Raw genomic sequence first — 25,060 nt, forward strand, 5'->3', positions numbered from 1 at the left:
AGAGCAGCTGCTGACTGTCGGTCCTCGGTCAGTCGGCCGCGTCGCCGCGCTCGGCCGCCGCTTCGGCCTCGACGACCGCGCGGGCGTGTGCGATCGCCTGGTCGCGCGTCGTCACCTCGCCGGCGTACTGGGCCGCCTCCAGCTCTGCCAGCAGCATGCCGAGGCGCGGGCCGCGGTCGACCTCGAGCGCGTCGGCGAGCTGATCGCCGCGGATCAGCGCCTGCGGCCGCTCGCCGGCGTCCCATGCCAGCGCCGGGCCGATCAGCTCGCGCGCCAGCTCGAGGTGCTTCGCAATCGCCTCGTCCGCCTTGCGCCCGCGCGTCGCGAGCCGATCGGCGACCGACAGCAGCGAGACGTCGACCTCGACCGGTTCGCAGCGCTTCATGTACGCGTGTACCTGACGTGGCGACAGCGGCCGCTCGTGCACGAGGAACCCGAGCACGAGGTGGTTGCGCGCGAGCGCCGCGACGTGCGCGCGCAGCTTCTCGCTCGTCTTCAGCCGCGTCAGGATCGCGCGCGACAGCTGCGCGCCCTGGCGGTCGTGGTCGAAGAACGTCACCCGCCCGCTCTCCATCACGCCGCGTGTCTGCGGCTTGGCGATGTCGTGCAGCAGCGCGCCGAAGCGCAGCGCGGTGCCGCGCGTCAACTCGTCGGCGAACGGCTGCGCGAGCAGCTCCGCCAACCGCGCCCCGTCCGCGTCGCCGAAGACCGCGGCCGGATCCCGTTCGAGCGCGACCGCCTCCGCCAGCACCGCGAGCGTGTGGTCATGCACGTCAAGGTGGTGGTAGGCGCTCTGCTCGACGCCGCGCAGCGCCGCCAGCTCGGGCAGCACGGCCTCGGTCGCGCCCGTCCGCTGCATCAGCGCGAGCCCGGCGAGCGGGTCGGAGGCGGCGATCACGCGGCTCAGCTCGGCGAAGACGCGCTCCTGCGCGACGTCCGCCAGCCCGTGCGCCTGCAGCGAGGCGGCGGTGAGCGTGTTCGGATCGACCTCCAGCTCCAGCTCGCAGGCGAAGCGCGGCAGCCGCATCACGCGCAGCGGATCGCTGACGAACGCCCTCGGCGACGCCATCCGCAGCGTGCGCGCGGCGAGGTCGGCGCGCCCGCCGGTCGGGTCGACCAGCTCGCCGCCCGCGAGCGGCTCGGCGATCGCGTTGATCGTGAAGTCGCGCTGCAGCAGGTCCTGTTCGATCGTCTCGCCGATCAGCGGCGAGAGGTCCGCCTGCCAGCCGTCGCGGGCGATCACGCGCCACGCTCCGAAGTCCTCCGACAGCGGGAAGACCGCGGCGCGCACAGTCCGCGCGAGCGTCCGCGCCGCCGCCTCGACGTCGCCGGCGACCGCCAGGTCGACGTCCTTCGTCGCGCGCCCCAGCAGCTCGTCCCGCACGGCCCCGCCGACGATCCAGGCGTCGGTCCCGGCGAGCGCCTCGCGCGCGATCTGGATCGGGTCAGGCATCGACCCCGTCCCGATGGAACTCCCACACGACGCGTGCGGTCAGGGCCGTCGTGATCTCGTAGTTGATCGTGTCGATCCGCGCGGCCAGCTCCTCGGCCGCGATCCGCTCGCCGCCGTCAGTGCCGATCAGGATGGCCGGATCGCCGACCCGCAGCGCGCCCGGGTCGGGGCCGACGTCGATGCAGACGTTGTCCATGCTGACGCGGCCGACGAGCGGGCAGCGGCGGCCGCCCAGCAGCGCGACGCCGTTGTTGGAGAAGGCGCGCCGGAAGCCGTCGCCGTAGCCGATCGGCAGCGTCGCGATCCAGGTCGGCTCGGTGGCCGTGAAGCTGGCGCCGTAGCCGACGGTCTGGCCGGGCGCAAGCGGCTTCAGTGCGGCGACCCACGAGCGCAGCTCGAGTGCCGGCTCCAGCCCGTGCGCGGCCGGGTCTCTCCCCCACGGATCGAGCCCGTAGACGGCGATCCCGCAGCGGACCATGTCGAGCCGGCTGGCCGGCAGCGCGATCGCGGCGGCGCTGTTGGCCGCGTGCAGCAGCGCGTCCGGGGCCAGCTCGCGCAGCCGCTCGCCGAACGCGGTGAAGACGTCCAGCTCGCGCGCGGTCAGCTCGACGTCCTCGTCGGCGCAGGGGAAGTGCGTCATCGCCCCGGCCAGCGCCAGGCCGGGCGTCGCGGCGACCAGCTCACCGACCCGCAGCAGCGCATCCGCATCGCGCGTGCCGAGCCGGCCCATCCCGACGTCGAGCTTGAGGTGGACGCGCAGGTCGCGCGAGCCGGCCGTCGCGTCCGCGCCCGGCTCCCGTCGCGCGGCCCGCTGCCCCAGCTGCTCCACGAACTCCTCGCTCCACGCGGCGACGTCCGCGTCGGCGTCGAGCGCGACGTCCAGCTCGTCGGCGGTCAGCGCGCCGAGCACCAGCAGCGGGCCTTCGATCCTGCCCGCGCGCAGCTCAGCCGCCTCGCGCGCGGCCGCGACCGCCAGCCAGCTCGCGCCGCCGGCCTGCGCCGCGCGCGCGGCCTGCAGCGCGCCGTGGCCGTAGCCGTTGGCCTTCACGACCGCGCACAGCGCCACGCCGGCGCCGATCTGCGACCGCAGCAGCGCACAGTTGCGCTCGATCGCGGCGAGGTTGACGCGGGCGAGTGCGCGCGAGGTGGTCACTCCTCGGAGACGAGCGCCTCGAGCACGTCGAGCCGCGTGACGACGCCGACAAGGCGGCCGTGCTCGACGACGGGAAGGCGGTTGTGGCGGCGTTCCGCGATCAGCTTCGCGGCCTCCTGCACGCTCGTGTCGGCGTCGACCGTGATCGGGTCCTCGGTCATCATGTCCTGCACGGTCGCGGCGATCGCCTTCTTGAAGCGCTCCTCGAAGCGCTTGACCGGACCGAGGAAGATCTGCGCGCCGAACAGGTCGATGTGCAGCGGCAGCCGCAGATCCTCCTCCTCGTCGACCATCACGAGGTCGGCCTCGGTCACGATCCCGACCGGCCGCCCACCGCCGTTGACGACCGGGACGCCCGGCAGCTCATGGCTGCGCAGCACCCTCAGCAGCGTCTCCACCGAATCGTCCGGCGACACCGTGACGGGGTCCCGCTGCATGATCTCCGCGACCGTCTTCATGGCCGGCAGCCTATCCGACGAGGCCGCCGCGGTCGTGCTCACGCGCCGCCGCGGTCGTGCTCACGGCGGACGGCCGCGAGCGCCGCGATCACGTCGCTGGCGATCGCGCCCTCGATGCCGATCTCGGCGCCGACCCGCTGGCCCGCGCGGCGGTGCAACTCGACGCCGGCACAGGCCGCCGTGAAGGGATCGACCCCGCGCGCCAGCAGCGCCCCGATCGTGCCGCTGAGCACGTCGCCGGTCCCGGCGGTCGCGAGCGCGGGCGCGTCGCCGCGGCTGATCGCGACGCGCCCCGCGGGCTCGACCACGAGCGTGTCGTCGCCCTTCAGCACGACGACCGCGCCGGACTGCTCGGCGGCCTCGCGAGCGTGCGCGAGCCGGCGCGCGCCGACCGCGTCGCCGTCGATCTCCAGCAGCCGCGCCAGCTCGCCGCCGTGTGGCGTCAGCACGGTCGGATGCTCGCGCGCTGCCAGCAGCTCCAGTCTGCCCGCGTGCGCGTTGAGGCCGTCGGCGTCGAGCAGCAGCGGCAGCGGCGCGTCGGCGGCGACCGCGCGCGCGAACTCCCGCGTCGCGGGCGCGCGGCCGAGGCCCGGTCCGAGCACGAGCGCGTCGGCGCGCTCCAGACGCGTCAGCAGCGCCACGAGCGCGTCGGGCTCCAGCGCGCCGTCGGCGTCGGGCAGCGGCACCGACATCACCTCGGGCTGGCGCAGCTCGAAGACGAGGTTGAGCGACGCCGGCACCGCGACCGTGACATAGCCGGCACCGGCCCGCGCGGCCGCCGCCGACGCGAGCGACGGCGCGCCCGTGAGCCCGGTCGAGCCGCCGCAGACGAAGACGTTGCCGCCGCTGAACTTCGTCGCCCCGGCGTCGCGGCGCGGCAGCGCGTCGATCACGGCGGCGTCGATCAGGCCGGCATGGGCGGCGGTCTCGGACGGGTGTTCGCCGGGCGGGATCCCGATCGGCACGACCTCCACGCGGCCCGCGTGCTCCTTGCCCGGCGAGATCCACAGGCCGGGCTTGCCGGCGTGGAACGTCGCGGTCGCGTCCGCGCGCACGGCCGGGCCGGCGACCTCGCCGGTCGAGGCGTCAACGCCGCTGGGCACGTCGCAGGCGACGACCGCGACGCCCTGCTCGGCCGCGAACGCGATCGACTCGATCGCGTCGCAGGCGATCCCGTGCGGAACGCCGCTGGCGCCGGTGCCGAGCACCGCGTCGACGATCCCGGTCACCTCGACGAGCCCGCCGGGGTTGAAGATCCGCGGCGGCGCGCCGCACAACCGCGCGAGCGCCAGCAGCGCGTCACCGCGCAGCTCCGACGGGTCGGGCAGCAGCTGCACGTCGACCTCGCGCCCGGCCTCGCGCAGCAGCCGCGCGACGACGAGCCCGTCGCCGCCGTTGTTGCCCTTGCCGCAGACGACCGCGATCGTCCCGCTCGGGACGACCTCCTGCACCAGCTCGAAGAGACCCTGCCCGGCGCGCTCCATCAGCTCGATCCCGGCGATCCCGCGCTGCTGGATCGCCCAGGAGTCGAGTGCTCGCTGCGCGGCGGCGTCGGGGAGCGGGTCGAGCCAGGGAGGGAGCGGCGTCATCCCACTCACACCACGATCGCGACCGCCGCCGCCTCGCTGCGCGTGTGCGTCAGCGAGATCTTCACCTCGGTCACCCCCAGCTCGGCCGCGTGCCGGGCGACGTCGCCGTGCAGCACGACGCTCGGCGCGCCGTCGCCGCGCACGACCTCGACGTCGGTGAACGCCCAGCCCTTCAGCCCGAGCGCCTTCGCGACCGCCTCCTTCGCGCAGAAGCGGGCCGCGAGGTGCTGCCCCGGCCGCGCGCGGTCAGCCGCGTACTCGCGCTCGGCGGCGGTGAACAACCGCTCCGCCAGTCGCGGCCGGCGCGCGAGCGCCTGCTCGAGCCGCGCGATCTCCAGCTGGTCGATGCCGACGCCGTGCATGCGGGGATCGTACCCGGCGCGTCAGCGCCGAACCGATCGCCGCGGCGTCACTCGACGGTGACCGTCTTCGCGAGGTTGCGCGGCTGGTCGACGTTCAGTCCGCGCAGACGGGCGACATGGTAGGAGAGCAGCTGCAGCGGCACGACCGCCAGCAGCGGCGCGAGCATCCAGTCGGTCTGCGGGACCGTCAGGATCTCCTCCGCGTGCGGCTTGATGTCCTCGTTGCCGTCGCTCGCCACCGCGATCACGTGCGCACCGCGGACGCGCACCTCCTGGATGTTGGAGATGACCTTGTCCAGCACGGGCGAGTCGGTCGCGACGCAGACGACGGGCGTCGCCTCGTCGAGCAGCGCGATCGGACCGTGCTTCATCTCGCCGGCCGCGTAGGCGTCCGTCGCGATGTAGGAGATCTCCTTCAGCTTCAGCGCGCCCTCGAGCGCGACCGGAAGGCCGATGTGGCGTCCGAGGTAGAGGAAGAACTCGGCCTTGTAGTGGCGCTCGGCGATCGCCTTGACCTCGTCGTCGCCGGCGTCGAGGATCTCCGCGATGTGATGCGGCAGGTGCTTCAGCTCGCCGACCAGCTCGGCCAGGCGGGCCGGCTCCAGCGTCCCGCGCAGCTCCGCGAGCCGCAGCGCGAGCAGGTACATCGCGGCGACCTGGCTGACGAACGTCTTCGTCGCGGCGACGCCGATCTCCAGCCCCGCGCGCGTGAACAGCACGCCGTCGGAGTCGCGCGTCGCCTGCGAGCCCATCACGTTGGTGATCGCCAGGACGGTCGCGCCCTTCGATCTCGCCAGCCGCATCGCGGCGAGCGTGTCGGCCGTCTCGCCCGACTGCGAGATCCCGACGACGAGGTCGCCGGGGCCGACGACGGGATCGCGGTAGCGGTACTCGGAGGCGACGTCCATCTCGACCGGGACGCGCGCCCAGCCCTCGATCGCGTAGCGGCCGATCAGACCCGCGTGGTACGAGGTGCCGCAGGCGACGACGACGATCCGTCTGACGCCGGTCAGGAACTCGTCGCTGATCGTGCCGAGGTCCCCGAGGTCGACGCCGTCGCCGCGCGCCGTGCGATCGGCGATCGTCTCGGCGACCGCGTCGGCCTGCTCGTGGATCTCCTTCAGCATGAACGTCTCGAAGCCGCCCTTCTCGGCGGTCTCGGCGTCCCAGTCGATCTCGATGATCTCGCGCTCGATCGGCTCGCCGCTCGGCGACATGAAGTCGACGCCGCCCGGGTGCAGGACGACCATCTCGCCGTCCTCGATGAACTGGACGCTGCGCGTGTGCTCCAGGAACGCGGGGACGGCCGAGGCGAGGAACTGCTCACCCTCGCCGCGCCCGACGACGAGCGGGCACTCGCGCCGCACGCCGACGAGCGTGCCGGGCTCGTCCGCCGCCATCGCGACGAACGCGAAGTGGCCGACCAGTTCGCCGTACGCCGCCTGCACCGCCGCGGCGAGATCGCCGTCGTAGTGGCGCGCGATCACGTGCGCGATCACCTCGGCGTCGGTCTCGGAGCTGAAGCTGACGCCCTGCTCGGCGAGCTCGCGCTTCAGCGCCATGTAGTTCTCGACGATGCCGTTGACGACGATGTGGATCCGCCCGGCCTCGTCCTCGTGCGGGTGCGCGTTCTGCTCGGTGACGCGGCCGTGCGTCGCCCAGCGCGTGTGGCCGATCCCGGTCGTCGGCTCGGCGACTGCGACGGAGCCGGCCGTCGCCTCGGCCTGGACCGGCTGCGCTGCAACCGCGTCGCGCAGCTTCTGCAGGTTCCCGACCGCGCGCACCGAATCGACGTGGTCGCCGTCGAGGACCGAGATGCCGGCGCTGTCGTAGCCGCGATATTCGAGCTTCTCGAGGCCTGCGAGCAGCAGGGCCTGGACTGGACGGGCGCCGACGTATCCGACGATGCCGCACATGGGGGAACCTCCGTGTGGAACGACGAGGGCCGCGCGATGCGGCTGCACGCGCACTGGTCGAACGCGTCGCCCGATTCTAGCGGGCGTTCTGACGACTTTCTGGTCTGGCCGGCGGAACGGCTCGCGCGGCACCGGGCGCGGTGCCCGGCTCCCGCCTTCCGTTCAGCCGGCCGGCTGTGCTGCGGCGGCCTCGGCCTGCCCGACGAGCCGACCGCAGACCGCGTCCGCCTCGTCGTCGCTGGGCGCCTCGACCATCACGCGCAACAGCGGCTCGGTGCCAGAGGCGCGCACCAGTACCCGACCGCGCCCTTCCAGCAGCTGCGACTCGCGCACGATCGCGGCCTGCATCTGGGCATCCTCGGCGGCGCGCTCCAGCGCCCGCCGGTCCGGCAGGCGCACGTTGACGAGCCGCTGCGGGAGCTTCTCCATCCCCTGGCGGTCGCTGAGCGCGGAGCCGCCGAGCGCCTCCAGCGTCAGCAGCGCGCTCGCGATCCCGTCGCCCGAGGGGGCGTAGCCGAGCTCGACGATGTGGCCGGACTGCTCGCCGCCGAACGCCCAGTCACGCTGGCGCAGCGCCTCCAGCACATAGCGGTCGCCGACGTTGGTCGTGGCGACCTCGATGCCGGCCTCGGCCATCGCGCTGTGGAAGCCGTAGTTGGTCATCACCGTCACGGCGACGCCGTTGCCGCGCAGTCTCCCCTGCGCGCGCAGGTGCAGCGCGGAGAGCGCGATCAGCTCGTCGCCGTCGACGACCGTCCCGTTCCCGTCTACGGCCAGCACACGGTCGCCGTCGCCGTCGAAGGCGAAGCCCGCGTCGTGGCCGCCGGCGCGCATCGCGTCGACGAGCTGGTCGAGGTGCGTGGAGCCGCAGCCGGCGTTGATGTTGCGGCCGTCGGGCGCGTCGGCGAGCACGTCGATGTGCGCGCCGAGGCGGCGGAAGATCTCCGGCGCCGCCTTGTAGGTGGCGCCGTGCGCGCAGTCGAGCAGGATCCGTCTGCCGGACAGGTCAAGCCCGCCGAAGCGCGTCTGCAGCTCGCGCAGGTAGTCGTCGAGCGTGCCGTGCAGCTGGCTGACGCCGCCGATCGCGGCCGGCTGCGCGGGCTGCAGATCGAGCAGCGCCTCGATCTCCTCCTCGACCGCGTCCGACAGCTTGTCGCCGTCGGCGCCGAAGAACTTGACGCCGTTGTCGGCGAAGGGGTTGTGCGAGGCCGACAGCACGACGCCGAGATCGAAGCCGTAGCGGCCGATCAGGAGCGGCGCGGCCGGAGTGGGCAGCACCCCGCCGAGCAGCGCGAGCCCGCCCGCGGCGGCGACGCCCGCGGCGACCGCCGCCTCGAGCATCTCACCCGACTCGCGCGTGTCGCGAATCACGAGCACGCGCGGGCGATTGCCGGCGGCTGATCTGGCGACGCGCGCCGTCGCGGCGCGCGCGAGAGCCAAGGTCAGCTCCGCCGACAGAAACTCGCCGGCGACGCCGCGGACACCGTCCGTGCCGAACAACCGGCGAGCCATGAAGCGAAAACTAGCGCTTCGAGAACTGCGGACGCTTACGGGCCTTCTTGAGGCCGGCCTTCTTGCGCTCCTTGACGCGCGGATCGCGCGTGAGGAAGCCGCGTCTCTTCAGCTCGCCTCGGAGGTTCGGATCGGCCTGCAGCAGCGCTCGCGAGATGCCGTGACGCAGCGCGCCGGCCTGCGAGGAGACGCCGCCGCCATGCATCTTGGCGACCACATCCATCCGCTCCTCGTACCCGACGGCCTCGAGCGGCTGACGGATGTTGCGCTGCAGCGTCGCGCGTGGGAAGAAGTCGTTCAGCGGCTTGCCGTTGATCGTGTACTCGCCCGTGCCCGGCTTCAGGATCACGCGCGCGACGGCCGTCTTGCGCTTGCCGGTCGCGGTGTAGCGCGCGCCGGAAGCGAGCGAGATGGCAGCATCGGCGATCGGCTGCGTCTCGACCTCTTCGGAATCCTCGCCGTCGGCGGTCGCGGACGGCTCGCCGTCCTCGTCCTCGCCTTCCTCACGCGGCTCGCCCTCGAGGACGATGTCCGGGATCAGGTCGGCGCCGGGGATCTCCGGCTTGACGCGCGGGGTCTCCTCGACGGCCTCTTCGTCAGAAGCGTCGTCGGCGCCAGCGGCCGCGGCAGCCTCGGCCTGCGGCTCGGTGGCAGCGGGCTGCTCGGCAGCCTCGTCGGCAGCGGGCTGCTCGCCCTCGGCGACGGGCTCCGGCGCCTCGTTGGCGGCCTCGACGGGCTCCTCGGGCGTCTCGCCCGCGGGGTTTCTCTGCTCGTCTTCGGGCTGCTCGACGTCGGACACTAGGCTTCGATCTCCATCGGTTGCGGCTGCTGAGCCGTGTGCGGGTGCTCCGGACCGGCGTACACCTTCAGCTTCGTCAGCTGCTTGCGCGCGAGGCGGTTGCGGGGCAGCATGCCCTTGACCGCGATGCGGATGACCTCTTCCGGGCGACGATCGAGCATCTCCTCGAGCGTGCGGGAGCGGAGACCACCCGGGTAGCCGGTGTGCCGGTAGTAGCGCTTGTCGGCCCGCTTGTTGCCCGACACCGAAATCTTCTCGGCGTTGATCACGACGACGAAGTCGCCAGTGTCGACGTGGGGCGTATACGTGGGCTTGCGCTTGCCGCGCAGGGCATCGGCGATCTGCGTCGCGAGGCGTCCGAGCGTCTGCCCGTTCGCGTCCACGACGAGCCAATTGCGCTCGCGGTCAGTGGGATTGGCGACGTAAGTTCTCATGGCATGAAAGTGGCCGCGCACCGTGGCGCGGCGGGGTGAGCACTATAGAGAAAGCGGGATCGAGATGTCGGGAGACCCGCCAGACGACCGCGCGGCGAACGCCGCGTGCCCGACCAGCATGTCACACGCTCGCGTGCGTCCGTCGGGACCGTCCGTATACTGGCCGGCGTTCATAAGCCTGCCGAGTCCCTCTTGCCGGAGGGAGCGGGGAACCCATCGGCGGTTGGCGTCCTGACGTCAGCCGCTGGGGCGAATCCGAGCACTGTGCTCGGTAGCGCGGCCCTTTCAGCGCGAGCCCGTCAGCTAACCCCGTAGGCCGTCCAGGAAGGGGCATCGTCCCTCGATGCTGCAGCAGGTGGGGTCCCACGGGCCCTTTTCCGTCGCGAAGACGCTGTCCGCCGCCGCTGCCCTCGCCGGGCTCGCCGGCTCCGTCGCCGCCCCGGTCGCGCTGGCCCAGTCCAGCGGCGCCGCCGCCCTCAACGCTCCGCAGCCGTCGATCGCCGCGATCGCCTGCAGCAGCGCCTGCCCCGCCGCCGGCACCGTCGAGCGCGGCGGCACCGTCACGCTCAGCGGCCAGCGGCTCGACGCCGCCAGCACCGTCGTCTTCCTCGGCGGACGCGGCACGCGCGACGACGCGCGCGTGAGAGTGAGTGCGAGCGACCCCGCGCAGCTCGACGTGAGAGTGCCCGCGACGGCCCGCAGCGGCCAGGTCGTCGTGACGACCGCGGCCGGTGTCGCGACGCAGTCCAAGACCGTCTCGATCCGGATCGTCAGAGCGTCCTCGACGACGCCGTCCGCGAAGCTCCTCGTCCCCGTGCTCGCGCCGGTCGAGGGCGTCGCGCAGCTCGACGCCGGCATCGCCACGCGCAGAGCCGGCAAGGGCGCCTCGGCGGCCGCGATCGCCTTCGTCTCGCACGCGCCCAGCGCGGTCGCCGTGCGCGTTGACGTCGTCAGCGTCGACGACGGCCTCTCGATCTTCGACGAGACGCGCATCGCCGCCCCCGAGCAGCCGCAGACGCTGACGTGGGAGGGCAAGGGCTCGCTCGCGGGGGCCGTCGCGCTCGACGGCAGATACGAGGTCCGCATCTCGACCGGCCCCGCGTCCGGTGCGCGGACGGTCTTCGCCGGCTACGACGGCGCCGCGATGGGCGGTGCCGCGCCGCAGGGCTCCCCCGCTCCCGCCGGTGCCGCGCGGCTCGGCGGCTTCACGTTCGTCGGCGCCGTCTTCCCCGTCGCCGGTACGCACAACTTCGGCCAGGGCGAGGCGCGCTTCGGGATGGGCCGCGTCGGCCACTCGCACGAGGGCCAGGACGTGCTGACCGCCTGCGGCACACCGATCGTCGCCGCGCAGAGCGGCGTCGTGAAGCAGAAGGCATTCCAGTCGGCCGCCGGCAACTACGTCGTGATCGGCTCGACCGCGTCGGGCGAGGACAACATGTACGCCCACTTCCGCGCGCCGGCCGTCGTCGCCAGAGGCGCGCGCGTGCAGACCGGCCAGGTGATCGGCTATGCCGGCGACACCGGCTCCGCGTCCGCCTGCCACCTGCACTTCGAGATCTGGACCGCGCCGGGTTGGTACTCGGGCGGCCGTCCGATCGACCCGCTGCCGACGCTGAAGGCGTGGGAGAAGCGGGGTTGAGCGGGCGACGGTCTACTCTCAGCGAGTGACCGTCTTCGCCGTCTCCTCGAACGTGCTGGGCTACATAGGCCTGGCCGTGGTCGCGATCGCCGTGATCGTACTGCTCGTCTCGACGTTCCACCCCGAGGGGATGAAGCGCCCGGGCGGCTACCTCGACGGCGAGTCGCCCCAGCCCGAGGACGTGCCGCGCGACGAGCGCGGCAAGCCGGTGGACTGATCAGCAACTTCGGGAGAACGGCCCCCAGGCCGTCCTCCCAGCGGGAATGACGCGCGATCGGCCCCCAGGCCGATCGAGGCTCATTCCCACTCGATCGTGCCGGGCGGCTTGCTCGTGATGTCGAGCACGACCCGGTTGACCTCGCGGATCTCGTTGATCATGCGCGAGGCGATCTGCTCCAGCAGGTCGTACGGCAACCGCGCCCAGTCGGCGGTCATCGCGTCGTCGCTGGTGACGGCGCGGATCACGACGACATAGCCGTAGGTCCGCTCGTCGCCCTGCACGCCGACCGTTCTGACGTCCGGCAGGACGCAGAACGACTGCCACAGCTCACGGTACAGACCGGCTCTGCGGATCTCGTCCTGCAGGATCGCGTCGGCGTCGCGCAGCGTGTCGAGGCGCTCTCTCGTGGCCTCGCCGCCGACGACGCGGATCGCCAGTCCGGGGCCCGGGAACGGCTGGCGCCAGACGAGCCGCTCGGGCAGGCCCAGCTCGGCGCCGACCGCGCGCACCTCGTCCTTGAACAGCGCCCGCAGCGGCTCGACCAGCTCGAACTCGAGGTCCTCCGGCAGGCCGCCGACGTTGTGATGCGACTTGATCGTCGCGGCACCGGTGCCGCCGCCCGACTCGATCACGTCCGAGTAGAGCGTGCCCTGCACGAGGAATCTTGCGCCGCCCTCGGCGAGCTTGGCCGACTCCTCCTCGAACACGCGGATGAACTCGGCGCCGATCGCCTTGCGCTTCAGCTCCGGGTCGGTGACACCCTTCAGGCGCGCGAGGAAGCGCTCCTCGGCGTCAACCGCGACGAGCGGGACTCTGTAGTGGTCGCGGAAGGCGGTGATCACCTGCTCGCCCTCGTTCTTGCGCATCAGCCCGTGGTCGACGAAGACGCACGTCAGCTGGTCGCCGATCGCGCGGTGCACCAGCAGCGCGGCGACGGAGGAGTCGACGCCGCCCGACAGCGCGCAGATCACGCGGCCGCTGCCGACCTGCTCGCGGATGCGCGCGAGCTGGTCGTCGATCACGGAGCTGGCGGACCAGCTGCGCGTGCAGCCGCAGATGTCCTCCAGGAAGCGCGTGATGATGTCCTGGCCGTAGGGCGTGTGGACGACCTCGGGGTGGAACTGGATCCCGTAGATCTGCTTGTCGACCGACTCCAGGGCGGCGACCGGCGACTCCGACGAGGAGGCGAGCGCGGTGAAGCCCGGCGGCGGCGCGAAGACGGTGTCGCGGTGCGACATCCAGCAGGTCTGCTCCAGCGGCAGGCCCTCCAGCAGCCGGCCGGATTCGGTCACGGTCAGCTTCGAGCGACCGAACTCGCCGATCTCGGCGCCCTGCACCTCGCCGCCCAGTTCAGTCGTCAGCAGCTGCATGCCGTAACAGATGCCGAGCACCGGGATGCCGAGCTCCAGCAGCTCCCTCTCCAGTCTCGGCGCGTCCGGCGCGTAGACCGACGCGGGACCGCCCGAGAGGATCAGACCCTTCGGTCTGCGCCGCGCGACCTCGGCCGCGCCGACGTGGTGCGGCAGCAGCTCGGAGAAGACGCCGCACTCGCGCACGCGTCGCGCGATCAGCTGGGAGTACTGGCCCCCGTAGTCGAGGACGACGACCTGCTCGGCTTCGACGTTCGGCTCTGCGACCTGTCCCCCGGCCGCGACTGCTGCAGTCGCGGCCGTCGGGAGGTGGGTCGTGAGCCCGTCAGTCGTTGACAAGGGCGACGGCCCGGCCGTTGGAGCCCATGCCGACCTGCTGGTCGCGCTGGAGGCTCTTGCCTTCGGTCTGCAGCGCCGGAGCGACCATCAGCTCGGCGCGGTTGAACTCCGCGATGTCGCGGTAGCCGCAGGTCGCCATCGACGTCCGCAGCGCGCCCATCAGGTTGAACATGCCGTCGTTCTCGGTCGCGGGACCGTTGATGATCTCCTCGAGCGAACCGGTCTGGTTCGTCTTCACGCGCGTGCCGCGCGGGAGCGTCGGGTGGAACGTCGCCATGCCCCAGTTGTAGCCGCGGCCGGGCGCCTCGTAGGCCTTCGCGAGCGCGGAGCCGAGCATGACCGCGTCGGCGCCGCAGGCGATCGCCTTCGAGACGTCGCCGCCGTTCTTCATGCCGCCGTCCGCGATCACGCGGACGTAGTCGCCGGTCTCGAGCATGTGCTGCGAGCGGGCGGCCGCGACGTCGGCGATCGCCGTCGCCTGCGGGACGCCGATGCCGAGTACGCCGCGCGTGGTGCAGATCGCGCCCGGGCCGACGCCGACGAGCACGCCGGCCGCGCCGGTGCGCATCAGGTGGAGACCGGTGTGGTAGCTGGCGCAGCCGCCGACGACGACGGGCACCGGCACCTCGCCGATGAACTCCTTCAGGTTGAGCGGCTCGCTGACCGTCGAGACGTGCTCGGCCGAGACGACCGTGCCCTGGATCACGAGGATGTCGAGGCCGGCCTCGAGCGCGAGCTCGTAGTGCGTGCGCACGCGCTGGGGCGTGAGCGATGCGGCGACGACGACGCCCTGGTCCTTGATCTCTCTGATCCGCTGGACGATCAGCTCGGGCTTGACCGGCTCGCGGTAGATCTCCTGCATCTCGCGGGTCGCCTCTTCGCGCGGCAGCGCGGCGATCCGCTCCAGCTGCGCGTCGACGTCCTCGTAGCGACAGAAGATGCCCTCGAGGTTGAGGACGGCAAGACCGCCGAGTCTTCCGATGATGCCGGCCGTCTCCGGGGAGACGACGCCGTCGAGCGCCGAGGCGAGCAGCGGAAGCTCGAACCGGTACGGACCGAGCGTCCAGGAGATGTCGACGTCATCGGGGTCGCGGGTGCGTCGCGACGGGACGATGGCGACATCGTCGAACCCGTATGCGCGACGAGCTTTCTTACCGCGGCCGATCTCTATTTCCATGGAAGCACCGTACGGGTCGAGGCGGACGAAACAGCCCCGCGCATGGCGGGGCCAGAGGGGGAGCAATCGTCGTCGTGGCGGCAACCAGCGACACGTTCCATCGTAGCAACGCGGTTTCAAACCCCGCCCCCGCCTGACGCGCCGGGATCGGGTCCCGCGAAAGCCCTGCTCAGCGCACTTCGGCCGGCAGCGAGACGGGTATCGCCTCGACCTGGCTGAGGAGGCGCTCGACGCTGTGCGGATCGATCACGCCGGCGCCGAAGTGCTGTGTCGATTCCGCGCCGCAGGCGACGCCGAAGCGCAGGCACTCCTCGGGCGTCCCGCCGGTGTAGCGCGCGGCGACGTAGCCGGCGAGGAAGGCGTCGCCCGAACCGACCGCGGCGCGCGCCTCCTGCTGCTCGACGCGGACGCGGTACAGCTGCGAGCTGCCGTTCTCGGTCGCGACCTTCGCGAAGACGCCGTCGGGCACGGTCATGATCGCCTCGCGCGGTCCCTGCTCGACGATCTCGGCGACCGCGAGCATGCGGTCCTCGTCGTCGTTGAACTCGTGGCCGACGAGCTCCTCGGCCTCGATCACGTTCGGCGAGACGACGTCGGGCTCGGCGCGCACGGCATGGCGCAGCGGCTCGCCGTCGGTGTCGACGACGGTCGTGACGCCGAGCTTGCGCAGCTCCTTGATCAGCGAGCCGTAGACGTCGGTCTCGACCGCGCGCGGGAGGCTCCCGGCGAAGACGCAGATGTCGGCGCCCTGCGCGAGGTACAGGAGCTTGTCGCGAAACAGCTCCATCTCGCGCTCGGAGACGGCCGGTCCGCGCTCGTTGATCTCCGTCTGTATCCCGGTGGTCGGGTCCAGCACGGCGGTGTTCGTGCGCGACTCCTCGCCGATCCGGATGAAGTCGGTCAGGACCGACTCGGCGGTCAGCGCCTCGACGATGCGGGTGCCGGTCGCGCCGCCGGCGAAGCCGGTCGCGATCACGGGACGGCCCAGGCGCTTGATCGCACGCGCGACGTTGACGCCCTTGCCGCCCGGCATCGTCGTCTGGTCGACCGAGCGGTGGCGCCGGCCAATCCTGAAGTTGGGCACCTCGAGCGTCTTGTCGATCGCGGTGTTGAGCGTCACGGTGATGATCATGCTGCCTCCATGTCCGCGCGGCGACGACTGCGCCGGGTCCCGTGGCGCCTGCGCAGGAGCAGCAGCGTTGCCAGCCCCCCGAGAACCACCACGATCGCTATCAGGCTACCCGGTCTTGCAACCGCGTCGGCGGCGCGTGTGAACAGGCCCACCTCTGGGACCGCGGTTCTCGTCACGAGCGGAACGGTCGCGACGACTCTGCCGGAGACGCGCACCGTCAGCGAGCCGACGACGGCGTTCTCTGGCAGCGGGCCCTGCAGCTCTCTCGGCGCTCTGACGGCGACCGAGATCCGCGCGTCGCGTCTGACCAGCTCTCTGACGGTTCTCGTCGCGATCAGCTCGATCTCGTCCTCGGAGCGGTACTTCACGGTCGCTCTCGCGTAGACGGCGCGGCTTCTGACCGGCGTCCTGAACGTGTGCGTCGCGAATGCCCATCTGAGCAGCGCGAGCGCGTCGGCGTCGCGCGTGCCCTCGTTCGGCTCGCCCATCACCGAGGCGACGTAGGTGACGCCGCGGCGTGTGCCGGACGCGACGAGCAGGTAGCCGGCCGCGTTCGTGTGGCCGGACTTGACGCCGTCGACCCAGGGGAACTCCTGCACGAGCGTGTTGCGATTGACGACGGTGCGCGGGACGGCGCCGCTGGTCAGCTGCGCCGATCTGAGGTCGACCGTCCGCGCCAGGAAGCGGTTTCTGCGCACCGCGATTCCGAGCCGCGCGAGGTCGGCGGCGGTCGAGTAGTTGCCGGGCGTGTCGAGCCCGACCGGCGTCTCGAAGTGGGTGTTGGCGAGTCTCAGCGCGCGCGCCTTCGCGTTCATCGCGGCGATGAAGGCGGCGCGCGTGCCGGAGGCGCAGACGGCGAGCGCCTCGGCGGCGTCGTTGCCGCTCGGCAGCATCAGCCCGCGCAGCAGGTCCTTCACGGTCATCCGCTCGCCGGGGTGCAGCCCGACCTGCGACTCGCCCGCGGACGGCACGTAGTCCGTCGCGGTGCACACGCGCTGCAACGGCAGCTCGTCCATCGCGACGAGCGCGGTCATCATCTTCGTCGTGCTCGCGATCAGGCGGCGCTCACCCGCGTCGACGCCGTAGAGCGGCTCGCCGGTGGAGGCCTCGAAGACGGCGCCGGCGGGCGCTGTGAGGTGCGGTGGAGCGGGCAGCTTCGCCGCGGCTGCGGTCGCCGCGGGGATCAGCGTCAGCAGCAGCGCGACGGCGGCAGCCGATGCGAGCAGGGGTGCGAGCGCGCGCCGGACGGCGGGCGAGCGCCGGCGCCAGACCGCGAGCGGGCGCCGCGAGCTGCGCCGACGCCGTGCGAGCGCGCGCAAGCTCAGCGCGGACGCGTGCGGTTGCCCGCGACGCGCCCGACGGTGCGGCGCCGTCGTCACCTCGTGAGTCTCAGCTTCTGACCGACGCTCAGGGTCGAGGCGTCGAGGTCCGGGTTGAGCTGCTGCAGCGTCTCCAGCGGCACGCCGGTGCGCTCAGCGATCAGCGTCAGGTTGTCGCCGGCCTTGACGACGTAGAACTTCGCCTTCGGCTTTCTTCTGGTCGATCTGTGCTTTCTCGTCGTCGTGACCGTCGTGGTCGTGCTCTTGTCGTCGGTCTGCCGCTCGGCGGCTCTGACGACGAGGAAACCAGCGACGATGACGGCGATCAACGCGAGGGGTGCGAGAAACCGCACGGGATTCCGGTGACGCATCGGCGGCGATCATACCCACGCACTCGGGTGAAGGTGCACGAGCGAGTGCGAACGCTCGCTGCTGAACGGCGATGGCCAGAGGGAGCGGCCACTCGGCCGGAGCGCTCGAAGCGCCCCGGCGGAGGCCGCCGAGAACCGGCGCGGCTCACGCCGCAGTCGACATGTCTCTGCAGCCGAAGCCGCGCCGGGTCCGAATTGCGCCCGCTGCTGTCCACAGACGGAGCGGGCGCCGGAATCGAGTTGGTCTCGACCGTGGTGGCCCGAGGCCCGGCGACGCCGGACCCCGAGGAAGGGCGATCAGCCCTTGACGGCTCTCTTCAGCCCGGAGCCCGGCGTGAAGCGCGGGACACGGGACGCGGCGATCTGAATCTTCTCGCCGGTGCTCGGGTTGCGACCCTCGCGGGCGCCGCGCTCGGCGACATGGAACTTGCCGAAGCCGGAGAACGTCACCTCGCTACCGCGCTTGAGGGCATCTTCCACCGTCTGGAGGACGGCATCGACAGCGTCTCCGGCGTCCTTCTTGCTCAGTCCGCTGTTGGCGGCAACCTGGTCGACGAACTCTGATTTCGTCACAGTGATCCTCCTTCGAGGTCGTGGGAGGGCCGAAGCTAACAACCCTCGCGGACGGGAACAACGCAAATCGCCCGTCACGGCGGGAAATCTGACCATCTTGGCCGTTGCGCGCGGCTCCCGTGCTCCGATTTATCGCATAGAGGTGCCTCCCGCCACAGCGGAAGATCGCGCCTCAGTGCGACCTCGTCAGGGCTTACCCGCGTCGAGCAGGCTCAATCCCGCGAAAATCGCAGTGCGGGCGGCCGATTCCGAGGCCTGGAGCAGCTGGACGGACCTGGACGCACCCCAGATCACGACCGCTCCGGCCTCGTTCGAGGTCGCCTCGGCGCGTGCCGAGACGGTCCCACCGGTCGCCTCGACGAGCGCTGCGAGGTCATGTCGCAGGAGCGGAAGGAGCGCGTGCGGGCCGGCTGCGACTACGAGCGTGAGGGTGTCGGGCGCGGTGGACGACGCGGGCGGCGCGGACGGCGCGGACGCGCTTGGCGTCGGCGCGACGAGCGCACGGATCACCACCGCGGTGCCCTCCAGCCTCCCGCCGCGCGCGAGCGGCGCCAGCAGCTCGCCCGGGGCGTTCTCTCCCAGGGCCGCGTCGAGCACGTCGATCAGCTCGCGCGCGGCGGACGCGCACGCGGCGTCTCCGGCCAGCACGCCGCCGTCGCGCGCGAGCGCCAGCGCGGTGCGCACGTCGGTCGAGAGTTGGAGCAGGTGGCGGAGCGCGAGCTCAGGCGTCAGAATGGCGGGCATGCCAGAGCCCGAGGATACGGGAGTGCCGCTCGAGCGGATCGCGTGGATCGTCACCGTCGCCGTCTGCTTGATCACCGCCGTCATCACGTTGTTGAGCGGCTACGTCGGCTACGCCGCCGTCGTCTTCGCAATCGCCTGTTCGGCCGCGATCAACTTGCGCTGAGCCGCGCGCCGCGCCGCGCCACGGCCGATCGCCCGCCGCGCCACGGCCCATCGCCCGCCGCGCCGCCGCCGATCGCCCGCCGCGCCGCCGCCGAATGTGCGCCGCGCCCCGGCGCGATCAGCCGTCGAGCCAGCTGACCAGCTCCCGCAGCGCGCGGCCGCGGTGGCTGATCGAGTCCTTCTCGGCGTCGGACAGCTCCGCCATCGTGCGCCCGCCGATGCCGCCGGGCAGCTCGTCGTCGGGCAGGAAGGCGGGGTCGTAGCCGAAGCCGCCGTCACCGCTGGGCCGCGCCGCGAGCGTGCCGCTGCAATGGCCCTCGAAGACGCGCTGCTCGCCGCTGGCCGGGTCGACGTAGGCGATCGCGCAGACGTACTGCAGCGCACTCCCCGCGGGTGCCTCGCGCAGCAGCTTCGCGAGGTTGTCGCCGTCGCTTGCGTCCGGCCCGGCGTATCGCGCGGAGTAGATCCCCGGCCGGCCGTCGAGCGCGGCCGCCTCGATCCCCGAGTCGTCGGCGATCGCCACACGTCCCGTCGCCTGTGCCGCCGCACGCGCCTTGCCGAGCGCGTTCTCGGCGAAGCTGGCCCCGTCCTCAGGCGGCAGCGTGACGTCGTCCGGCAGCGGATCGACGACCAGTCGCCCGCCCGTCAGCCGCTCGAACTCGCGCAGCTTGTGCGCGTTGCGCGTCGACAGCAGCAGGCGCGTGACGCCGTCGCCGTCGGTTCGCGCCGCGCCGCTGACACCGCCGGCGTCCGGCCGATTCCCGGCGGTCACGCCGCAGCCCTCGCCGGCGTCAGCGCGATCTGCTCGATCACGCCCAGCGGCATCTGCAGGAAGCGCGTGCCGAGCGTGCGGAAGGCGTCGACGTCGCCGGTGCAGTGGAAGCGGTAATCGCCCTCGCCGTCGCGCTCGTTGAGCAGGCCGCGCGCGCCGAGCGCCCGTTCGACGCTGCGCACGACGCCTTCACCCGAGGTGACGAGGTGGACGCCGCGACCGAGCATCCGCTGCAGCATCGGGGCGATCAGCGGGTAGTGCGTGCTGCCGAGGATCACCGTGTCGACCTCCGCGGCGCGCAGCGGCGCGGTGTAGCGCCGCACCGTCTCGACGACGCGCTCGTCGAACGGAAAGCCGCTCTGGATGATCGGCGCGAGATCCGGGCACGACACGCTCTCGAGCCTCACGTGCGGATCGCTCGCCGCGATCGCGTGCGCGTAGGCGCCGCTGGAGACCGTCGCCGGGGTCGCCAGCACGCCGATACGACCGCTCGCGGTCGCCTCCACGGCCAGTTGGGCCGCCGGGGCGATCACGCCGAGCACGTCGACGCCGGTCCCCTTCAGCCGTTCCTCCAGCAGCGGCAGCGCGGCCGCGGTCGCCGAACCGCAGGCGACGACGAGCAGCTTCGCGCCGGCGTCGAGCAGGTGATCCGCGATCTCCAGCGAGAAGCGGCGCAACTGCTCCTGCGACTTGTCGCCGTACGGGAAGCGGGCGGTGTCGCCGAGGTAGAGGAAGTCCTCGCTCGGCAACGAGACGAGCAGTTCGTGCAGCACGGTGAGGCCGCCGACGCCCGAGTCGAAGACGGCGATCGGGCTGTTGCGGACGGCTCGTTCGGTCGTCGCGGGCATCGTCCAATGGTGGCAGAGGGGGTCGCGGGAACGGGGCGACCCGACGGCCGCCCCCTCGTGCTCGCACCCGTCCGGCGCCCCCGCGAACGCCGGCGCCGCGGCGGAGGTCGCCCCCGCGGCGCCGGCGTCCTCGTGCCAGCTCATCTGAGACCGCCGATCGCATCTCTGATCTTCGTCACGATCGCTCTCGCGATCCCGCCGTCGCCCAGTCTCGCCGTCTTCGTCGCCGCCACGACACCCGCCAGCAGCGCCGCGACCAGCAGGATCAGCGCGACGTACTCGACCGTCCCCTGCCCCCGCTCGCCGCGCCGCATCAGCGCGACCCGTTCGCTCTGCAGCACCAGCGCGACCCGCACGTGCAACAGCCCCATCAGCCGGTAGATCACCGCGTCCTCCCCGTTCGCTCGACTAGGGCACGGAGTCTCCGGATCGAGTTGCAACGGCTCTAGACGCATCTGCGACAAATCACGCACGCCTTTACGCTGCCTCTGCCAATGCGCGCGCTTGTCGTCACAAACATGTATCCGTCCGCGGCTCGGCCGGCACTCGGGCGCTTCGTCCAGGACCAGGTCGAGGCGCTGCAGCAGATCGACGGGATCGAGGTCGAGCTGTTCGCGTTCCCGCCCGGCCTGCGCTCGTATCCGCGCGCCGCGCGTGAACTGCGGCGGCGCTACCGGCGCGAGCGCTTCGACGTCGTCCACGCGCACTTCGGCCTGACCGCGTGGCCGGCGCTCGCGCTGCGCGGCGCACCGCACGTCGTCACCTTCCACGGCACCGATCTCGCGCATCCGCGCTCCGGCCGGCTCAGCCGCGCTGTCGTGCCGTTGGTGACGCTGGCCGCGACCGTCTCCGCCTCGCTCGCACAACTGATCCCCGGCGCGGGCACCCGGCGGCGTGTCGCGGTGCTCCCGTGCGGGGTCGCTCTGAACCGCTTCCGGCCGCTGCCGCGCGCAGAGGCGCGCGAGCGCCTTGGCCTCGACCCCGCCGGGCGCTACCTGCTCTTCCCCGCCGCCCCCGCGCGCCCCGAGAAGCGCTTCGAGGACGCGCGCGCGGTCGCCGGCGACGCGACGCTGCTGGTGCTCGACGGCGTCGCGCCCGACGAGGTGCCGTTGTGGATCAACGCCGCCAACGCGGTCGTGATCCCGTCCGAGCGGGAGGGGTTCGGGCTCGCGGTGCTGGAGGCGCTCGCCTGCGACGTGCCGGTCGTCGCGACCCCCGTCGGGATCGCGCCGCTGGTGCTGGAGGGCGTCGCGGGCGCGCATTGCGGACCGTTCGACGCGACCGCATGGCGCAGCGCGCTGGCACCGCACCTCGCCGTAGCCGATCCGCGGATCGCAGGCCGCGCGCGGGCTGAGCTGTTCTGCGCCGAGCGGATGGCGCAGCGCGTCGCGGTCGCCTGGCGGACGTTGGCGGAGGAGGCGGCGAGGACGACCGGGGGCCGTGGGTATACTCGCCGCCTCGGCGCCGCACAGGTAGGGAACGCGGCGCCCACGCGACGATGAGTGGCCTGTTCCAACGCATCGCACGGCGCCGCGCCGGCGACCCCGACGGCGCCGAGACGCCTGTGCAGCCGAGCGCCGACGCGCCGGCCGCCGAGCCCACCACGGGCGAAGCGCCCGTGTCCGCAGCCGCCGGGTCCGACGCGCCCGCGGCCGGCGAAACGCCGGCGCCCGCGGCCGACGCCCCCGTGTCCCCAGCCGCCGGGTCCGACGCGTCCGCGCCCGCAGCCGGCGACACGCCGTCGGCCGCGGCCGACGCCCCCACCGCTCGTTACATAGGCGCCCCCGCGCCGCCCTCCGACGAGGGTCCGCCCGCGGGGTCCCCGCGCGCAGGCCAGTCGAGCGAAGCCGCCTCGGCCGACGCACCGGCGCCAACCTCGGACGCCGCCACGGACCCTGCTGACGCGTCCGGTGCGACCACCGCCTTCACCGCGGCCGAGCAGCCGACGGCGCTGTTCCCGCTCGCCGAGCAACCGACCGAGGCGCATCCGCCGCTGCCGTCCAACGCCGCGGTCAGCGCCGCCACGGCCGGCGCGACGCCGCTGAGCGTCGGGGCGCCGGCGACAGGCGAGCACCCGGCGTCTGGCGACCAGCCGAGCGCTGCGGGCTCGACCGATCCGGCCAGCGCCGCGCTGGCGACCGGCGACGCGAGCGGCGGCGCCGGCGATGCAAGAAACGATGCAGCGGGCGCTGTGCCCGCGACCGACACCGGCGCAACCGCTGTCGCCGCCGGCGAACAGCCGCCCGCCGGAACGGGCGAACAGACGGCGGCCGAGCAGCCCGCGGCGCCCGTCGAGCGCAGACCCGGGTTCCGCGAGCGCGGCCGGATGCGCCGCCGGCTGCGGTATCTGCGCCGGCTGCGCGAACTGCAGGTGCGCGATCTCGGCGGGCTCGCGTTCGACCTGCGCCGCTTCGAGCGCAAGCGCGACGACCTGATCGCGCAGAAGATCGACCAGATCCGCGCGTGCGACGACGAACTGAACTCGCTCGAGACCGTGCTCGAGGAGCGTCGCGACGTGCGCGACGTGCGACTGCCCGGCATCGGCGGCACCTGCCCGCGCTGCTTCTCGCTCTACGGCAGCAGCGACCGCTTCTGCTCGCACTGCGGCGCCGCGCTCGGCGGACTCGCGCAGGGACCGATGCAGGTCGCCGCGGCTCCCCCGCCGCCACCGGCCCCGCCGGCGCCTCCCGCGCTGTCGCAGCAGCCCGTCGCGGCCGAGCTGGCCGCGGGAGCGCCGCACGTGCAGGCCGCCGCCGCGCTCTCCTCCCCGTCAGCCGCCGCGCCCGCAGCCGCGCTTCCGCCGGCCGCACCGTCGGCGCAAGCGGCGCCCGGACTGCCGCCGGCCGCGCCGTCCGAGCAGGCCGCACCAGCGCTCCCGTCGGCGCCGCCCGAGTCGCCCGCGCCCGCCGATCCACCCTCGTTCACCGCGCCGGCCGAGTCGGTCCGGTCGACCGAGCCGCCCGCGCCCGCCGACCCGCCGACCGCTCCGACGGAACCGCCCGCGCCCGCCGAGCAGCCCGACGCGGACGCGTCCAGACCGACCGAGCCGAACCCGCCGCAGTGACCGCCACGCGGCCGTCGCCGACGACGCCCGGGGCGTTCTTGTGCCCGCGTTGCGGCAGCACGATGCGCGACGACCAGGCGTGGTGCATGGAGTGCGGGCTGGCGGCGCGCACGCGCGTCGATCCACCGCCGAACTGGCGCCTGCCGATCGTCGTCTCGATCGTCGTGCTCGTGCTCGCCGCGGCCGCGATCGCCTATGCGCTCGTGGTGCTGCTCGACGAGCAGCAGCCGCCGCCGACCCCGGCGACCGTGACGATTCCCGCTCCGGCCGCCGCACCGGTCACGCCCGTCGACCCGGCCGCCCCGGTCACCCCGCCGGCGGCGACTCCCGGCGCGGTCACCCCGGGCACCGAGACGACGCCCAGCGCGGTCGTTCCCGGCACCGAGACGACGCCTGGCGCCGCCGTGCCCGGCGGCGCGACGACGACGCCGAACTCGGGCGCTGGTGCTGCCACGCCAGGCGCCGACGCTGCCGCTCCCGGAAGCGCGGCACCGCCGTCGGCCGCCGCGAGCCCGCCGGACAGCACGGCCGGCGAGCCCGAGGTGAGCGGCGACAGAAGAACGTTGACGCTGCCGGGCGGCGTCAGAGTCCCGCTGCCTTAGAACCTGTTTCAGCGGCGCGCGCCCAGCGCCGGCCAGCGCTCCGACAGTCGCTCCAGCGCCGCGTTCGCCTCGGGCGCGAGCGGGAGGTCGGCGACCGCCGGGGGCGGATCCGCGGCCGTCAGCACGGCGAGCGTCGCGGCGGTCGAGCGGGCCAGCGCGCCGAGCGCGTAGCCGCCCTCCAGCACGCCGCCGACGGGCACGCCCAACTCGGCGCCGAGCCGGCGCACGGTCCCCGTCATCGCGGCGAAGCCGGCCTCGGTCAGCGCGATCCCCGCGAGCGGGTCCTCGCGATGGCCGTCGAAGCCGGCGGAGACGAGGATCAGACGCGGCTCGTACGCGCGCGCAAGCGGCGCGACGACGTGCTCGACCAGCGACGCGTACGTGGCGTCGCCGGTGCCCGCCGCGACCGGCAGGTTGACCGTGTAGCCGGTCCCCGCGCCGCTGCCGACGTCGCTCGCCGGCCCCGTGCCGGGATAGAGCGGCGACTCGTGGAGCGAGACGAACAGGACCTCGTCGCTGGCGTGGAAGATGTCGTTGGTGCCGTTGCCGTGGTGGACGTCCCAGTCGAGCACGAGCACGCGGCCGGCACCGTGCGCGTCGAGCGCCCGCTGCGCCGCGACGGCGACGTTGTTGAAGAGGCAGAAGCCCATCGCGCGCGCCGCCTCGGCGTGATGGCCGGGCGGGCGCAGCGCGCTGAAGCCGGTCCGCGCCTCCCCGCTCAGCAGCAGGTCGACCAGTCGCGCCGCCCCGCCCGCACCGCGCAGCGCCGCCTCGTACGACGCCTCGACGACGACGGTGTCGGCGTCGATCGCGCCGCCGCCGGCCGCGCACAGCTCGTCGATCGCGCGGATGTAGCGGACGGGATGGACCGCTGCGAGCGTCACCTCGTCCACGAGCGGCGCCTCGTCGCGCCGCATTCCGAAGTAGTCGTGGCGCTCCAGCTCGGCCTCGATCGCGACGATCCGCTCCGCCCGTTCGGGATGCGGACCGGTGTCGTGCAGCAGCGACGAGGGGTGCGAGAGGTAGATCGCGGGCGCCATGCGAGTACGGTA

25 protein-coding genes and 1 riboswitch are annotated in these 25,060 nt (G+C 73.1%); of the genes, 5 read left to right on the top strand and 20 right to left on the bottom strand.

Translation table 11 applies throughout. The annotated features are described in order from the left end of the window. Nucleotides 1–28 precede the first annotated feature (28 nt). The 9 genes from Q7L65_RS01945 to rplM form a co-directional block, all read right to left on the bottom strand. Complete coding sequence (locus Q7L65_RS01945) at nucleotides 29–1,453, bottom strand: HDIG domain-containing metalloprotein (protein ID WP_304718530.1); 1,425 nt, start codon at nucleotides 1,451–1,453, stop codon at nucleotides 29–31. Then, on the bottom strand, nucleotides 1,446–2,606 hold the full coding sequence (gene alr / locus Q7L65_RS01950; protein ID WP_304718531.1) for an alanine racemase: 1,161 nt from the start codon (nucleotides 2,604–2,606) through the stop codon (nucleotides 1,446–1,448). Before alr ends, Q7L65_RS01945 begins: the two co-directional genes overlap by 8 nt. Next, entirely contained in the window at nucleotides 2,603–3,064 is a 462-nt protein-coding gene (locus Q7L65_RS01955) for a CBS domain-containing protein (RefSeq protein ID WP_304718532.1), read from the bottom strand. Before Q7L65_RS01955 ends, alr begins: the two co-directional genes overlap by 4 nt. Nucleotides 3,065–3,102: 38 nt before the next feature. Further along, on the bottom strand, nucleotides 3,103–4,653 hold the full coding sequence (locus Q7L65_RS01960; protein WP_304718533.1) for an NAD(P)H-hydrate dehydratase: 1,551 nt from the start codon (nucleotides 4,651–4,653) through the stop codon (nucleotides 3,103–3,105). Between the two features lie 5 nt (nucleotides 4,654–4,658). After that, nucleotides 4,659–5,015: a holo-ACP synthase gene (gene acpS / locus Q7L65_RS01965; RefSeq protein ID WP_304718534.1), complete on the bottom strand. Its 357-nt coding sequence runs from the start codon at nucleotides 5,013–5,015 to the stop codon at nucleotides 4,659–4,661. Between the two features lie 47 nt (nucleotides 5,016–5,062). Beyond that, nucleotides 5,063–6,931: a glutamine--fructose-6-phosphate transaminase (isomerizing) gene (gene glmS, locus Q7L65_RS01970; protein WP_304718535.1), complete on the bottom strand. Its 1,869-nt coding sequence runs from the start codon at nucleotides 6,929–6,931 to the stop codon at nucleotides 5,063–5,065. A 162-nt stretch (nucleotides 6,932–7,093) separates the two neighbouring features. Next, nucleotides 7,094–8,443 carry a phosphoglucosamine mutase gene (gene glmM, locus Q7L65_RS01975; RefSeq protein ID WP_304718536.1) on the bottom strand — a complete coding sequence of 450 codons (1,350 nt, stop codon included), beginning with the start codon at nucleotides 8,441–8,443 and terminating at the stop codon, nucleotides 7,094–7,096. A gap of 10 nt (nucleotides 8,444–8,453) precedes the next feature. Continuing rightward, nucleotides 8,454–8,855, bottom strand: a complete 402-nt coding sequence (rpsI, locus tag Q7L65_RS01980; protein WP_304719127.1) for a 30S ribosomal protein S9 — start codon at nucleotides 8,853–8,855, stop codon at nucleotides 8,454–8,456. Between the two features lie 386 nt (nucleotides 8,856–9,241). Then, nucleotides 9,242–9,676, bottom strand: a complete 435-nt coding sequence (gene rplM, locus Q7L65_RS01985; protein WP_304718537.1) for a 50S ribosomal protein L13 — start codon at nucleotides 9,674–9,676, stop codon at nucleotides 9,242–9,244. Nucleotides 9,677–9,845: 169 nt separating this feature from the next. Then, nucleotides 9,846–10,009, top strand: a riboswitch (cyclic di-AMP (ydaO/yuaA leader). 10 nt (nucleotides 10,010–10,019) lie between these two features. On the opposite strand from rplM, the gene Q7L65_RS01990 reads away from it, so the two are divergent. Beyond that, nucleotides 10,020–11,315, top strand: coding sequence for a M23 family metallopeptidase (locus tag Q7L65_RS01990; RefSeq protein WP_304718538.1), 1,296 nt, complete (start codon nucleotides 10,020–10,022; stop codon nucleotides 11,313–11,315). 25 nt (nucleotides 11,316–11,340) lie between these two features. Next, on the top strand, nucleotides 11,341–11,532 hold the full coding sequence (locus Q7L65_RS01995) for a hypothetical protein (protein ID WP_304718539.1): 192 nt from the start codon (nucleotides 11,341–11,343) through the stop codon (nucleotides 11,530–11,532). A gap of 80 nt (nucleotides 11,533–11,612) precedes the next feature. Here Q7L65_RS01995 and guaA read toward each other — a convergent pair whose 3' ends face one another. The 10 genes from guaA to Q7L65_RS02045 all read right to left on the bottom strand — a co-directional run bounded on the left by guaA (nucleotide 11,613) and on the right by Q7L65_RS02045 (nucleotide 20,728). Further along, the gene (guaA, locus tag Q7L65_RS02000; protein WP_304718540.1) at nucleotides 11,613–13,244 is read right to left on the bottom strand and encodes a glutamine-hydrolyzing GMP synthase; all 1,632 of its coding nucleotides are present in this window, start codon (nucleotides 13,242–13,244) and stop codon (nucleotides 11,613–11,615) included. After that, a complete protein-coding gene (locus Q7L65_RS02005; protein WP_304718541.1) occupies nucleotides 13,231–14,421 on the bottom strand; it encodes a GuaB3 family IMP dehydrogenase-related protein in 1,191 nt (396 codons plus the stop codon). Before Q7L65_RS02005 ends, guaA begins: the two co-directional genes overlap by 14 nt. A 169-nt stretch (nucleotides 14,422–14,590) precedes the next feature. Beyond that, nucleotides 14,591–15,553 (bottom strand): 1-phosphofructokinase family hexose kinase, encoded by a 963-nt coding sequence (locus Q7L65_RS02010; protein ID WP_304718542.1) that lies wholly within the window; start codon nucleotides 15,551–15,553, stop codon nucleotides 14,591–14,593. Beyond that, nucleotides 15,550–16,932, bottom strand: coding sequence for a D-alanyl-D-alanine carboxypeptidase family protein (locus Q7L65_RS02015; protein ID WP_304718543.1), 1,383 nt, complete (start codon nucleotides 16,930–16,932; stop codon nucleotides 15,550–15,552). Before Q7L65_RS02015 ends, Q7L65_RS02010 begins: the two co-directional genes overlap by 4 nt. After that, nucleotides 16,929–17,243 carry a LysM domain-containing protein gene (locus Q7L65_RS02020; RefSeq protein WP_304718544.1) on the bottom strand — a complete coding sequence of 105 codons (315 nt, stop codon included), beginning with the start codon at nucleotides 17,241–17,243 and terminating at the stop codon, nucleotides 16,929–16,931. Before Q7L65_RS02020 ends, Q7L65_RS02015 begins: the two co-directional genes overlap by 4 nt. 297 nt (nucleotides 17,244–17,540) lie before the next feature. Further along, complete coding sequence (locus tag Q7L65_RS02025; RefSeq protein ID WP_304718545.1) at nucleotides 17,541–17,912, bottom strand: HU family DNA-binding protein; 372 nt, start codon at nucleotides 17,910–17,912, stop codon at nucleotides 17,541–17,543. 90 nt (nucleotides 17,913–18,002) lie between these two features. Next, the gene (locus Q7L65_RS02030; RefSeq protein ID WP_304718546.1) at nucleotides 18,003–18,635 is read right to left on the bottom strand and encodes a hypothetical protein; all 633 of its coding nucleotides are present in this window, start codon (nucleotides 18,633–18,635) and stop codon (nucleotides 18,003–18,005) included. Nucleotides 18,636–18,840: 205 nt separating this feature from the next. Continuing rightward, entirely contained in the window at nucleotides 18,841–19,419 is a 579-nt protein-coding gene (gene rdgB, locus Q7L65_RS02035) for an RdgB/HAM1 family non-canonical purine NTP pyrophosphatase (protein ID WP_370552512.1), read from the bottom strand. A gap of 71 nt (nucleotides 19,420–19,490) precedes the next feature. Beyond that, the gene (gene murI / locus Q7L65_RS02040; protein WP_304718548.1) at nucleotides 19,491–20,342 is read right to left on the bottom strand and encodes a glutamate racemase; all 852 of its coding nucleotides are present in this window, start codon (nucleotides 20,340–20,342) and stop codon (nucleotides 19,491–19,493) included. 140 nt (nucleotides 20,343–20,482) lie between these two features. Continuing rightward, complete coding sequence (locus Q7L65_RS02045; protein WP_304718549.1) at nucleotides 20,483–20,728, bottom strand: hypothetical protein; 246 nt, start codon at nucleotides 20,726–20,728, stop codon at nucleotides 20,483–20,485. Between the two features lie 132 nt (nucleotides 20,729–20,860). Between Q7L65_RS02045 and Q7L65_RS02050 the strand changes: the two genes are divergently transcribed. The 3 genes from Q7L65_RS02050 (at nucleotide 20,861) to Q7L65_RS02060 (ending at nucleotide 24,008) form a co-directional block, all read left to right on the top strand. Then, nucleotides 20,861–21,844, top strand: coding sequence for a glycosyltransferase (locus Q7L65_RS02050; RefSeq protein WP_304718550.1), 984 nt, complete (start codon nucleotides 20,861–20,863; stop codon nucleotides 21,842–21,844). After that, entirely contained in the window at nucleotides 21,841–23,406 is a 1,566-nt protein-coding gene (locus tag Q7L65_RS02055) for a hypothetical protein (RefSeq protein WP_304718551.1), read from the top strand. The genes Q7L65_RS02050 and Q7L65_RS02055 overlap by 4 nt, the downstream gene beginning before the upstream one ends. Before the next feature lie 62 nt (nucleotides 23,407–23,468). Further along, nucleotides 23,469–24,008, top strand: coding sequence for a hypothetical protein (locus tag Q7L65_RS02060; protein ID WP_304718552.1), 540 nt, complete (start codon nucleotides 23,469–23,471; stop codon nucleotides 24,006–24,008). A gap of 8 nt (nucleotides 24,009–24,016) precedes the next feature. Here Q7L65_RS02060 and Q7L65_RS02065 read toward each other — a convergent pair whose 3' ends face one another. After that, nucleotides 24,017–25,048 (bottom strand): histone deacetylase, encoded by a 1,032-nt coding sequence (locus tag Q7L65_RS02065; RefSeq protein ID WP_304718553.1) that lies wholly within the window; start codon nucleotides 25,046–25,048, stop codon nucleotides 24,017–24,019. Nucleotides 25,049–25,060 lie beyond the last annotated feature (12 nt).

Origin of the sequence: Conexibacter sp. CPCC 206217 (assembly GCF_030646165.1) — a bacterium.
Classification (GTDB): Bacteria; Actinomycetota; Thermoleophilia; order Solirubrobacterales; family Solirubrobacteraceae; genus Conexibacter.